Source organism: Malikia spinosa (assembly GCF_002980625.1).
In the GTDB taxonomy this organism is placed as follows: Bacteria; Pseudomonadota; Gammaproteobacteria; order Burkholderiales; family Burkholderiaceae_C; genus Malikia; species Malikia spinosa.
Window position 1 is genome coordinate 24,298 of the sequence record NZ_PVLR01000020.1, and the last position, 12,401, is coordinate 36,698.

Below are 12,401 nucleotides of genomic sequence, written 5' to 3' on the forward strand. Positions count from 1 at the left end.
TTTGTCCGGCGCCCAGGAGCATCGCGGCCTTGGGCAGCATGAGGATGGCGAATACCACGAAGCCCTTCTTCGCCTCGGGCAGCTTGACCACGCGCAACTCGATGCCCGCCGCAGCGGCCGTTTGGTATCAGAGTTGTGGGTAATTGAAAGGTTCGCCGGATGCTTACGGCGGAACGGCCCGGTTACCTGATCTTGACGACGACTTTTCCCTTGGCCCGGCCGAGGGCCAGGTAGTCCAGGGCTTCCCTGGCCTGCTCGAACGGGAACACCTTGTCGATGACCGGTCGGATCCGTTCGGCCTTGAGCAGCTCACCGATTTCTGCAAGCTGTTGCCCGTCCGGACGTACGAAATGGAAGGCGTACTCGACCCCCTTCTTCTTGGACTGCTTCAGGATCTTGCGGCTCATCAGGCCGAACACGAACTTCAGCAAGAAGTTCAGCTTCCTTGCTTCTGCGAAGGCGGCATCCAGCGGGCCGATCAGCGAAACGATCCGGCTGCCCGGTTTCAGGATGTCCAGCGACTTCTCGATCGCGTCGCCCCTGACCGTGCCAAGCACGACGTCGTAGCCGTGCAGCACCTTCTCGAATTCCTGCTTCTTGTAGTCGACGATCTCGTCGGCACCCAGGCTTCGAACCAGCTCGATATTGCCCGTACTGACGGTCGTTCCCACCTTGGCGCCGAGCTCGTGAGCCAGCTGGATCGCAAAAGTCCCGATGCCGCCCGAGCCTGCAGGGATGAACACCTTCTGACCGCGGCGCAGGTTGACACGTTCCTTCAGCGCCTGCCAGGAGGTCAGCGCGACCATGGGGATCGACGCGGCTTGCACGAAGTCCAGATTGGGCGGCTTCAGGGCGGCGGCGCTCTCCGGCACTGCGGCGAACTCCGCAAGCGAGCCCTTGCCCAGGTCAAACAGGCTGGCGAAAACCTCGTCGCCCGGCTTGAAGCGGGTCACGCGGCTGCCGACCTCGACCACCACGCCGGCGAGATCGCTGCCCAGGATGGCCGGCAGCTTGAAATGCAGGACAGGCTTGAAGGTGCCCACCGGGATCATGTTGTCGATGGGGTTCACGCCGGCAGCGTGGACCTGAACCAGCAGCTCGTCGGGCTGCAGCGTGGGGCGGTCGATGTTGGAGAACCCGATGTCGGGCGACTTGCCGTAGCGTTTGAAGGTGAGTGCTTTCATGTCTTCTTCCTTGTTTCTGGCGAACCCAGGGTGGTGAAGCTCAGGCTTGGAGCCGGTAGCGATCAGCCGCCTGGGCCTGCCGCACGTCAGCTAGCAAGGTCTGTCGAGCGCCGTCCAGTGCATCCCAACGTTCGGCCACATGGAGTGGCGGGATCGTGACTAGCTCGCGGCGGTCGTAGCCGACCAGCGCCGCATCAACCAGTTCATCGACGTCCATGACTTCCGGGAGGGTGTTGACGTCAATGCCGGCGCGCCCCCAGATCTCCGTGCGCGTCGCCGCCGGCAGCACGGCCTGCACATAGATTCCCTTGGGAGAGAGCTCCAGGTTCAGCCCCTGCGACAGAAACAGCACGAAAGCCTTGGTGGCACCGTAAATCGTCATGCCGAGCTCGGGCGCCAAGCCCACCACCGAGCTGATGTTGACGATGGTGCCGGCGCCGGCCTGCACCAGGCGCGGGGCAATGGCTGCAGCCAGCCGGGTCAACGCCGTAGTGTTGAGTGCGATCAGCCTCTCGATGTCTTGCGCACTTTGCTGGACAAAGCCGCCGGACTGCGCCATGCCGGCGTTATTGATCAGGATGCCGAGGCGCGCGTCCTCGCGCAGGCGTGTTTCGACCGCTGCCAGCTCGATTGGCTGCGTGAGGTTGGCCTGCAGCACGTCAACTGCCACCTTGTGCGCCTCCCGCAGCTGTGCGGCGAGCGCATCGAGCCGGGACTTGTCGCGGGCGACCAGGACCAAGTTGTGTCCGCGCTTCGCGAAGCGCTCGGCGTAAACGGCACCAATGCCGCTGGAAGCGCCGGTGATGAGGACGGAGGGAAGGGTGGCCATGTTTAAGTTCCTAGGCAGTGGTTGCCGCTTGTCGAGTGAGTTCGACTCCCGGTTGGGTTGGGTTGGGTTGGGCTGGGTTTGCGGTAGCACATGCCGTCCGTCGCTTCGTGTGTTCTCGGTCATGTTTCACCGTTTTACGTGGTGTTCGGATGCATCAATGATGATGAGTGTAATCAAAAAAGTCAATACTTTGATGATGACTGACATCAATATAGAATCGAGGCCTACGAAAGCAGCTCCCCAAGGCAAACAAGCGATGAAAATCACCAAAGCGCAGGCGCAGGCGAATCGAGCGCATGTGGTGGAAACAGCTTCCCAGCTGTTTCGTGAACGCGGTTATGACGGCGTCAGCGTTGCCGATCTGATGGCCGCCGCCGGCTTTACCCACGGCGGCTTCTACAAGCAGTTCGCATCCAAAGCCGACCTGATCGCCGAATCGGCGGCTTGCGGCATCACTCAGACCGTTGCGCTGACCGGAAACGGTGTGGAGCCTGCCGAGTTCGTCAGGCAGTACCTGACGCGCGAGCACCGTGACAGTCGCGGCACCGGGTGCACGATGGCAGCATTGGGCGGGGATGCCGCTCGTCAGCCCGACTCAGTCCGAACCGCTTTTGCCACTGGCATAGAGGGCTTGGTGGCGGCCTTGAGCCGCAGCGATGACGCTGCTGCAGATTGCGCAGACGCGAACCAAAAGCGAGCCAAGGTACTGGACATGCTCTCGCATGTGGTGGGTGCCCTCGTGATGTCTCGGGCCTGCCCGGACGATTCCCCCCTCGCCGACGAATTCCTCACGGCCTGCCGTGACTCGATCCTTGGGTCGCTGATTGCTCCCCAACTGCCCCCCGCGTAGCGCGATGGCTGGGGAGCGAGGCAGTCGGCCGGCTTTCGACTGCCTGATTGACCGCTTGCCGCTGCCGCCGACATTCGCCGTTTGATGGCGAATTTCACTGATCAACCGTCCCCCAGGGGATGGCCACCGCGCTCAAGGCCGATACCTCCAAGGTGGTTTGGGCCGGTGGCTCGGCCGGCGGTGCCGACCACATCCTGGCCGGCCTGGTGGCCAAGGCCTCCGGTGGCGACACGAGCAAGCTGAACTACGTGCCTTTCTCAGGTGGTGGTCAAGCGCTGCCAGCCATTCACCATGCTCTTGGCTGGACAAGCGACTGGATGAATGAAGACTTGTAACTTACGAAATTTCAATTGTTCACTACTGCTGCATGGGCCAACAAAGTAGTGCGGTGCGTGACAGTTGCTGGCCAGCAGCCAGCCAACTTGACACGGCTGTGACTCTGGTTCAGGCCGAGGGCGGTCGTCTGGCTCTGGCGAGTAGATGGACTGCCAAGTCGTGTCCCCCAACAAAGCCGATTGACGCGCTGTGTTGGGGCGACTTGAGCAAGCGCCTGGATGTAGCGGGCTGATTCTCCAGGCACCGCTCAGGTCAGAGACACCGAAGGCGCTGCTTGGGCGTCGGGCTCGCCAGGTCCAGATGGCTTCATCCAGACCATGTACAACGCTGGTACGAAGACCAGTGTCAGCACAGTGGCGGCGATGAGCCCGCCCATGATGGCCATCGCCATCGGTCCCCAGAAGATGCTGCCGGTCAAGGGCACCATGGCGAGCACCGCAGCGGCGGCCGTCAGCACCACCGGGCGTGAGCGGCGTACCGTCGCTTCCACCACGGCCTGTGCCTGCGGCATGCCGGATGCAATGTCGCTGTCGATCTGGTCCACGAGGATCACCGCATTGCGCATGATCATCCCCCCCAGCGCGATCACCCCCAGCAAGGCCACGAAGCCAAAGGGCGCGTTGAAGATCAGCAGGGCCGGCACCACGCCGATGAGCCCCAGCGGTGCAGTGAGGAACACCATCCACATGCGCGAAAAGCTCTGCAGCTGCACCATCAGGATCAGCAGCATCACCACCAGCATCAGCGGGAATACCGCGAACAGCGCCTGGTTGGACTTGTCGCTTTCTTCGATGGCGCCGCCTTGCTCGATGCGGTAGCCAGGCGGCAGCTTGTCGATGATCGGCTTGAGTGAAGGCCAGATCTTCATTGTGGCCGACGGGCCTTGCACCCCATCGTGCACATCGCTGCGCACGGTGAGCACCATGTCGCGGTTGCGGCGCCACAGCACAGGCTCCTCGAAGGTGGGCACCAGCGTAGCCACCTGAGACAGGGGTACCACGGCGCCGCTGCGGGTGAACAGGCTGACGTCGCCCAGTTGCTCCAGTGCCAGCCGCTCGCTCGGCGCGGCGCGCACGGTCACGTCGATCAGATCCTCACCGCGGCGGATCTGCGTGGCGGGCGCCCCGCTCAGCACGGTCTGCATCATGGCCGAGATATCGGCGCTGGTGATGCCCAGCAGGCGGGCCTTGTCCTGGTCGATCTGGACGCGCAAGGTCCTCACCTGTTCGTTCCAGTCGAGCTGGGTGTCGCGCACCAGGGGGCTCTGCCGCACGGCATCGCGCACCTGGTAGGCGATCTGTCGGACCTTGCCCGTGTCGGGGCCGACCACGCGGAACTGCACCGGGAAACCGACGGGTGGACCGAACTCGAAGCGCGTGACGCGCCCCCGCAGGTCGGGAAAGGCACGCTCGGCGGCGAACAGGTCGAGCAAACGGCGCCGCACGGCCTCGCGGTCGGCCACATTGGCCGTCTTGATGACGATCTGCGCGTAGCTCGGGTTGGGCAGTTCGATGGGCAGCGACAGGAAGAAGCGCGGTGCCCCAGCCCCCGTGTAGGCGCTGAAGTGCTGAACCTGGCCATCGTCTTTCAGCACCTGCTCGAAACGCTTGACCTGCGCTTCGGTGGCCGCGAACGAGGCCCCTTCGCGCAGGCGCAGGTCAACGATGAGCTCCAGACGCGAGGCGGTCGGGAAGAACTGCTGCTGCACCAGGCCCATGCCCGCCACGGCGCTGACGAAGAGCACGGTCGTGGCGGCCAGCACCATCACGCGGTGTGCCATGCACCACTGCAGCAGGCGCCGCAAGCGTTGGTAGAGCGGTGCCGCGTAGGGATCTGGTGCCGCGCCACCATGCGCCTTCATGGTCTTGGGCAGGAGCACGATGCCCAGGTAGGGCGTGAACACCACGGCCACGAACCAGGATGCGATCAGGGCCACGCCCACCACCCAGAAGATGCCGCCCGCGTACTCGCCGCTGATCGACTTGGCAAAGCCCACCGGCATGAAGCCAGCCACCGTGACCAGCGTGCCGGTCAGCATGGGGAAGGCGGTTGACGTGTAGGCGAAGGTCGCCGCGCTGACGCGGTCCCAGCCCTGCTCGATCTTCACGACCATCATCTCGACAGCGATGATGGCGTCATCCACCAGCAGGCCCAGGGCGATGATCAGCGCACCCAGCGAGATGCGGTCCAGGCTCCAGCCCGCAGCCAGCATCACGATGGCCACGATGGCCAGCACCAGGGGCACGGATGCGGCCACCACGATGCCCGTGCGCCAGCCCAGAAAAAGGAAACACACTGCCAGCACGATGGCCAGCGCCTCCAGGAAGGAGCGCTCGAACTCCCACACGGACTCTTCAACGATGCTGGGCTGGTCGGCCACCTTCTCCACCACCACGCCCATGGGCAGGCTGGCCTTCAGCGCCTCCATGCGCGACTCAAGCTCGCGGCCGAGCGCCAGGATGTTGCCGTGCTTGTCAAAGGTGATGGCGAGCATGAGCACCGGCTTGCCGTCATGCCGCACGGTGAACGAAGGCGGATCTTCCAGCCCCGCGCTGACCTTGGCCACATCGCCAAGGCGCAGCAGCTTGCCGCCTGCGGTAATGGCCACATTGGCCACGTCACGCGCATCGCGCAGGGTGCCATCGACCCGGACGAACACCCGGTCAATGCGGCCCTCGGTCGACCCTGACGGACTGACTGTGTTCTGGCGGGCCAACGCCTCGATCACGGTCTGTGCGCTGATGCCCAGCGAAGCCAGACGCTGGCTCGAGAACTCGACGTGGACCTTCTCGGCCTGCCGCCCGAACACATCAACCTTGGTCACGCCTGGCTGCGCCTGAACCTGGCGCTTGAGGTCTTCGGTCAGCACCTGCAGTTCGGGCCAGCTCAGGTCAGCAGCGCTGATGGCGTACATCACGCTGTAGACATCGCTGAACTCGTCGTTGAAGAGGGGGCCCTGGACGCCTTCGGGGAACTGATGACGCACGTCGCCGATCTTCTTGCGGGCCTGGTACCAGGCCCGCTCCAGTTCGGCCTTGGGCGTGCCGCCCTTCATCCAGGGGTCGTCTCAGAATTCGGAATTTAAAGCACGCTAAGCCGGCTTCATCGGGCGTAGCGGCCTGAACTTGCCCAGCAGCCGCTGCTGGCAGCTTGAAAGCTGACGGAATCAAGTGCTGAACCAGGAATTAAATCAGTCCCCCCTGCTGGGGGGAAAAGATGCGCGCTACGCGCGCCCCCCCAGGGCCGGCAAGCGGCCCCCCCTGCTGGTCGATCAGTGCAGAAAAAACGACCGTTTTCCTTGCACGCCTGTTTATGGTAAAAAGCGCAACTCAGGCTAGTAGGTCTATGACCCCTTAGCCGGACCATCGGCAAATCCGTCCGGTTGCACAAGGGGTAGGCGTTTAACTTGCGCGTGTTCGGGCCACCATGGTGGCCGGTTCGGTGGGAGGGAGGGAGCCATGCACATGCTGCTGATGCGGCCAAATGGCCGCTGGACCGATGGCACGACCCGGCGCGTGCCGATCGTGCGCGAGCGGGCCCGGAAGTACGGCCCGATCCTCGACGAGCGGGTGCTCTCCGTGCGCAAAGATCTGCTCATCGCGGGCGCCAACGCCAGCGGCAAGACCCGCTGGCTGGCCAAGCTCAACGACAAGGCCGCCGAGATCTGGGCCAAGCAGCAGAAACTCTTTCTGCGCGCCACCGAGCCGCTGCAGCGCTGGTGTGAGGACGATCGCGTCATCGCCTGGGCCGAGAAACACCACGGCCGCCCCTGGGCCAGGCTGCGCGCCTTTGAGCGCGCCGATGCCCTGATTCATTGGGTTCATGACAGCCAAGCGGTGCTGCTGCTCGACGACGCGCACAAGTTGACCGGGCGCAAGCTCGACGTGGTGCTGCAGTTGTGTCGCGAGTGCAGCCGCCTCGTCATCGGGACCTGGTCCGAGCAATCCCTGCCCATGTCGCTGCGCATGCTGCTCGACCGGCGCGACCCGCAACGCATCCACCTGCATTCCGAGGCGGCCTACGACGTCACCAACCTGGTGATCTGGCTCCTGATGATCGCGGCCTTGGGCATCGGCTGGTGGCAGCTGGCTGCCGTGCTGGCCGGCATGAAGGTTCTCGCGGGTGGCCGGCGTGCGGCGCGCCAACATTGACCCTCGTGCCGCGCTGGTCGCGGCCTGCCTGGCGGGTGTCACGCTGCTGGCTTGGCCGGCGGCCGACCCCGCCGGCACACAGCCAGTCACCGCTCCACCCGCCGAGGGGGCGGAAAAGCCCTTTGTGCTGCCGACCTACTCGGGCGATTCGCCCAGTCTCCACGCGCCGGAAAAGCCCCCGACGCCCCGCGCGGCACCTGATGCCCGCGACCTCTACGAACGCGCGCTGGCCTGCTGGCCGGTCCGCAGCCTGTTCCGGGGCGAGGTCACGCTCGAAGGGCGCCTACGGAACGAGCGCGGGCTCTATCTCGACGACAGCGGGGTCTCGTCCGGCACCAGTCGGGCCAGCGCCGCCCTGGTGGCCCGACTGCCCCTCTACTGCGCGATCGAGCTGGATCGCGAGCGGGAGCGCGAATGGTCGCGCCGGGTCCGGGTGGCCGAATCCGCCGGGCAGTTCGTCTCGGTCCTGGCCGAGCGCGACAAGCTGCGCCGCCAGCTCGACCTGCTGCGCGCGCTCGAGCGCCGCTCGCAGGAACGCGTCAAGGCCGGCGTCGCCGAAACCACCGAGCAGGTCGCCTTCATGGAAAAGGTCGCCGGCGCCGAGGGCGAGATCGTGCGCCTGTCCGGCCTGCTGCAGAAGGCCCGGATCGAGCTGTTGGGCAATTGTCACGAGCACCAGGCCGATGGGCTCGACGCGCACATCAAGCAGCTGCTGGCCAGCGCGAGGGGCGGCTAATGCGCTGGATCTCCCACATCGCCATCGCCGGCAGCATCTGCGCCGTCTTCAACCCAGCGGCCGTGCCGGCCGCCGTGCTGGGCAGCACGGCGCCGGACTGGTTCGAGTTCGTCAAGCGGGCGGTACAGCGTAATCGCCCGGTCAAGCACCGGGGCAGCACGCACTACCTGGTCGGCTGGGTCGCCGCCGCGCTGTTCGGCCTGCTGATCTGGGACTGGCGCGACCTGGTGTACTGGTTCTCGGTCGGCGGCGCGATCCACTGGTTCTGCGACGCGCTAACCGTCTCCGGTGCCCCCGTGGGCTGGTGGTCGGACCGCCGCGTCACCCTGTTCGGCGGCAAGGTCCAGACCGGTCGCCCTTCCGAATACCTCATCACCTTTCTGGTCGTGCTGCTCTGCGCGATCCTGGTCTGGCAGCGCGAGTCGACCCTAGGCGGTTTCCTGCCCTTCTTCTACGACTGGTCAGGCCTGTACCGCTCCGGCCTGATCGACGGCCTGGAATGGAAAAACAATAGATTTAGATTATTTTAATATTAATTAAATATTTTTAATAACTAAATTAATATTTTTATGAGGTGTCAATGCCGAAAGATGAGGAAATCCGACAGCTACTGGGCGATCCGAGCCTGAGTGACTAGTTCAAGCGTGCGCTGTTCTCCGCGCTCGACCGCGATCCGGTCGATGCCGCCAACGACGCCGGTCTGTTGTCCGCCGTGCTCGATCGGCGGGCGCAGGTCATTGCGGCGGCAGCGCTGGCCTCGTTGGCGATTCGCGATGCGCGCGATCGCTAGTCCATCCGCGTACCGACGCAGTTTTTTCAGGGGGAGACATGGGTGAATGGTCTGAATACTTTGAGGACTTCCCGGAAGAAGACCCGGGAAACTACGACGAGCAGGGCCGGTTCGATCCGAATCGCCGCCAGCGCGATGAGGCCGAGCGGCAACGCCAGCTCGATGCTGCCCTGCGTCGCCAGCTGTCCGTACCGCGCGTCAAACCCCAACCCCAGTGAGTGGCTTTCCAACTGCAACCCAGACAGAGGACCCCATCATGCAACTGATCCATAAAGCCAAGGTTGTGACGTTCAAGGGCTACGACCCCGATGCCTACGCCAGCGACGGCATCACCGGACCCGACGATCCAGCCTTCTCCCGCCGCGTCCTGTGCGAGGGCGACTCCTGGTTCTCGATCGGTGCCATACCGTCCAGCAATCTTTTGTTCCCGTTGCGATTCAGCCAATCGACGTTGCTGATCAACCTGGCACGGCCCGGCGACACTATCGTAGGTATGTCCGCCATGGCCAAGAACCCCGACCTCAGTCAGTTGATTGCAGCTCCCAATTTCTCGACAAAATGGGATGCTCTGTTTCTCAGTGGCGGTGGAAACGACCTGATCGACATGGCAGACCAGATCATCTGTTCCCCTTCTGTCGGCGCCGGTAATCACATGTTTGATTACATCGACACGATCGAACTTGAACGGCTCAAGCTCGTGATCCAGCAAGGCTATTTGGCCATCGCAAAATTGCGACAGGACAGCGAAAAGAATCGGAATATGCCGATCGTGACGCATCTGTACGACTATCCGACTCCTCGAAATGCCAAGGCGCGCTTCCTAGGAGTGCCCTTCACGGGCCCCTGGTTGTATTCTGCCTTTAAGACTAACGACGTGCCACAAGAGTTTTGGATCTCTATCACGGACTACCTGTTCGAAGCCATGGGCCGCTCCATCTTTGCGTTGTCCAGCCAGATCGAGAACTTCCATGTCATCTCGGCTACCAAGGGGGTCCTGAATCGAGCACGGCTCGGGACGACTGGCGAGGACGGGGACTGGCTCAACGAAATCCACCCAAGCGCCACGGGTTACGAAAAGCTCGCCGCCGTCGTGTCTCCGTACCTGGATTCGATCCTGACCTGAGTACCATGCAAGCCCATACCCCCAGGTCTCTAACCACCGTTCGCATGGCGCTCAGGTTGCCATTTAGCGCTGCGGACGTGGCCGACTACTTGTTCAGTCCGGAGGTTGTCGGCTCGTGGCTCGGCACCAGGGCCGTGCTAAGGCCCGAAATCGACTCGGTCGTTTTCTTTCCGAAAGGCATAATTCACAGCGATCAGCCTGCAGGTTCCGATAAATTTTCATTAGGCCGGGTGAGTGCGTTGGCTTGGCCGGTCCACAAGGCATCTGGGTCATCCGCGTTGCCAGAGCGGAAGGCGTCCCCTGTTGCCAGCCCTTTCAAACTGATCGTCAATCTGAATGACCGCACCGAGGTAAACCAGGTGTCATTCCGGATCTCGCCCTGCGAAAGATACCAACCTAAGCGCTCTCTTCGCCAGCGAGACCTACTACACCGGCGCCCGCCCGGTGCGAGAGACTACTGCCTGATACGAATCGCACAGAGCGGTTTGGAGGGTAAGATCGAGCGCGATTTCGCCGTGAAGTCTTGGCAATCGGTGATCAATCGGATCGATCGTCTGATGAAGGCGCTGCATCGTGCCAAACGGCGCGAGCGTCAAGCCATCATCGTGGTTCACGGCATCGGAGAACAACGTCCGGGACAAATGCTCAGTGATTTTGTCGAGAATATTTTCCCGGAAGCAGCGGGCGAGGTGCATTTCCTGAAGCCAGACTACATTTCTTCACTGTTCGAGATGCGCACGATGACTGTGCGCGGTGATAAAAAAAACCGTCCCACGACGGACGTCTATGAATTGTACTGGGCGCATCTGATACGAGACACGACCCTGATGCAAGTCTACCGTTGGGGGCTCAGGTTGTTGCTGAGCAATAAATCCCCAAATTCGATAAAAATACCATTAAAATTAATTCGTGTTGCTATTTTATTGATAATAATTTTGGCGATTTTGAATCTTGTTTTTCGCGATGTTATATCAAGCTGGATAGCTGGAATTGGCTTTGGTATTTTTTTAATTATCCCAATAATAGTCAAGTTTTTTTATTGGGTGTTGGGTAATGATTTTATAATAGGATATGCTGGTGATGCGGCTAGGTATCTGGATCCGTATGCAGACAATATCGCGAGTCGACAAGCTATCCGGGAAGCGGGTGCCAAAATACTTGATGATCTGCACGCCAAAAACAGGTATGCACGCATCATCGTTTATGGGCACAGCCTGGGAGGCGTTATTGCCTATGATATTCTTTCACACGATTGGATGCGACGAGCACGAAAGCATCATAAAATGCATGAAACCCGTAGCCGCGCGCTAGTGAAACTGGAAAGTATTCTCAATCAGGGCGAATCCAGGCATTCTAATCTCACCGATGACGATATCCAGTCGATGCAGCATGCGGCTTGGCAGGAGTACCGGCGCAATGGGTTCGATTGGCGCGTCAGCGATTTGGTGACGACTGGGTCGCCACTGGCGCATGCCGAGTGGCTTTTGAACCTATCGGATTTCAATAATCTGAAGAAAAAGCGCTTTTTCCCAACTTGCCCTCCGCAAACCGAAGGGCGGAATGTTCCGGGATTAGGGGGTAAACCTCGTCTTCTCCAGGTCTTTACATTTACCCATGCTTACAAGGATAAGAATCGCCCGGATGCCCAGTGCTCGGTCCAGGTCCCACATCACGCCGGGCTCTTCGCGCTGACGCGCTGGACCAATTTGTATTTCCATTATGACGGTCTGCTCAAGGGAGATCCGATTGCCGGCCCTCTGAAAAAACCGTTTGGTGATTGGATAAAGGATGTCGATCTAAAAACTACTAGAGGGTTCGCTCACAATCGGTACACCAACCGGGGTGAGCCGGCTTCGATCGAACAGGTACGATCAGCCTTGAACTTGTCTCTGCATCGTCCGCTGGCGGACTACCAGCCATGCGGCGAATGAAAATAAGGTGTGCTGCCGGCGCGCCCCCACGCTGCAGTTTAGGGCAGCGCAGCGTCACATATCCAAAGATATACAACAGACGAGCCTTACTAGCTCAGAACTGCAACCGGCAGCACTTAAACAGTCTAAGGCAAAATTTGACTTTGCGATACGGTTGATTCGCACAGGGTGTCCAGTCGAGCTTGTTCGCGGGGGCAGGTGCGGGCTGCTTCTCAGACCGCCGGACACGGGTCCATGTGCATCACTATTCCCAGCAAGCACGTGCTACTCGCTAAAACCGGCTTACCGTGCTTTGAATTCCAAATTTTAAGGCGACCCCTTCACCGTTTACATGCCTTGTCGGGCTGCGCGGCGTATCCAGCCGGTCTGTAATGCGTAGATGGGCGGTATCGTCAGGCCCGTCCCTTCCGGGCTGACATCCACTCGCCCTTTTTCCTCGTCGTTCACGCAGGGGTCGCTTCAGGAAACTAC

The 12,401-nt window shown here is 61.5% G+C and carries 11 protein-coding genes; 8 read left to right on the forward strand and 3 right to left on the reverse strand.

Features of this window, described 5'->3' with window-relative positions; translation table 11 throughout:
• Positions 1-182: 182 nt before the first annotated feature.
• Positions 183-1,184 carry an NADP-dependent oxidoreductase gene (locus tag C6P61_RS08115; protein ID WP_105729429.1) on the reverse strand — a complete coding sequence of 334 codons (1,002 nt, stop codon included), beginning with the start codon at positions 1,182-1,184 and terminating at the stop codon, positions 183-185.
• Positions 1,185-1,224: 40 nt separating this feature from the next.
• Positions 1,225-2,013, reverse strand: coding sequence for an SDR family NAD(P)-dependent oxidoreductase (locus tag C6P61_RS08120; protein ID WP_105729430.1), 789 nt, complete (start codon positions 2,011-2,013; stop codon positions 1,225-1,227).
• Positions 2,014-2,269: 256 nt separating this feature from the next.
• On the opposite strand from C6P61_RS08120, the gene C6P61_RS08125 reads away from it, so the two are divergent.
• Both C6P61_RS08125 and C6P61_RS08130 read left to right on the forward strand, forming a co-directional pair.
• Positions 2,270-2,863 (forward strand): TetR/AcrR family transcriptional regulator, encoded by a 594-nt coding sequence (locus tag C6P61_RS08125; protein ID WP_105729441.1) that lies wholly within the window; start codon positions 2,270-2,272, stop codon positions 2,861-2,863.
• Between the two features lie 119 nt (positions 2,864-2,982).
• Positions 2,983-3,198 carry a hypothetical protein gene (locus C6P61_RS08130; protein ID WP_244908845.1) on the forward strand — a complete coding sequence of 72 codons (216 nt, stop codon included), beginning with the start codon at positions 2,983-2,985 and terminating at the stop codon, positions 3,196-3,198.
• Between the two features lie 248 nt (positions 3,199-3,446).
• Here the strand turns inward: C6P61_RS08130 and C6P61_RS08135 are convergent, their stop codons facing one another.
• Entirely contained in the window at positions 3,447-6,254 is a 2,808-nt protein-coding gene (locus C6P61_RS08135) for an efflux RND transporter permease subunit (RefSeq protein WP_105729431.1), read from the reverse strand.
• Positions 6,255-6,657: 403 nt separating this feature from the next.
• On the opposite strand from C6P61_RS08135, the gene C6P61_RS08140 reads away from it, so the two are divergent.
• The 6 genes from C6P61_RS08140 (at position 6,658) to C6P61_RS17660 (ending at position 11,930) form a co-directional block, all read left to right on the forward strand.
• On the forward strand, positions 6,658-7,350 hold the full coding sequence (locus tag C6P61_RS08140) for a hypothetical protein (protein WP_146115001.1): 693 nt from the start codon (positions 6,658-6,660) through the stop codon (positions 7,348-7,350).
• Positions 7,331-8,086, forward strand: a complete 756-nt coding sequence (locus tag C6P61_RS08145) for a hypothetical protein (protein WP_146115002.1) — start codon at positions 7,331-7,333, stop codon at positions 8,084-8,086. Before C6P61_RS08140 ends, C6P61_RS08145 begins: the two co-directional genes overlap by 20 nt.
• The gene (locus tag C6P61_RS08150) at positions 8,086-8,616 is read left to right on the forward strand and encodes a metal-dependent hydrolase (RefSeq protein WP_105729434.1); all 531 of its coding nucleotides are present in this window, start codon (positions 8,086-8,088) and stop codon (positions 8,614-8,616) included. The genes C6P61_RS08145 and C6P61_RS08150 overlap by 1 nt, the downstream gene beginning before the upstream one ends.
• Before the next feature lie 298 nt (positions 8,617-8,914).
• Positions 8,915-9,094, forward strand: coding sequence for a hypothetical protein (locus C6P61_RS08155; protein ID WP_105729435.1), 180 nt, complete (start codon positions 8,915-8,917; stop codon positions 9,092-9,094).
• A gap of 38 nt (positions 9,095-9,132) precedes the next feature.
• Entirely contained in the window at positions 9,133-9,999 is an 867-nt protein-coding gene (locus C6P61_RS08160) for a hypothetical protein (RefSeq protein ID WP_105729436.1), read from the forward strand.
• A 5-nt stretch (positions 10,000-10,004) separates the two neighbouring features.
• Positions 10,005-11,930 carry a hypothetical protein gene (locus C6P61_RS17660; RefSeq protein WP_146115003.1) on the forward strand — a complete coding sequence of 642 codons (1,926 nt, stop codon included), beginning with the start codon at positions 10,005-10,007 and terminating at the stop codon, positions 11,928-11,930.
• Positions 11,931-12,401 lie beyond the last annotated feature (471 nt).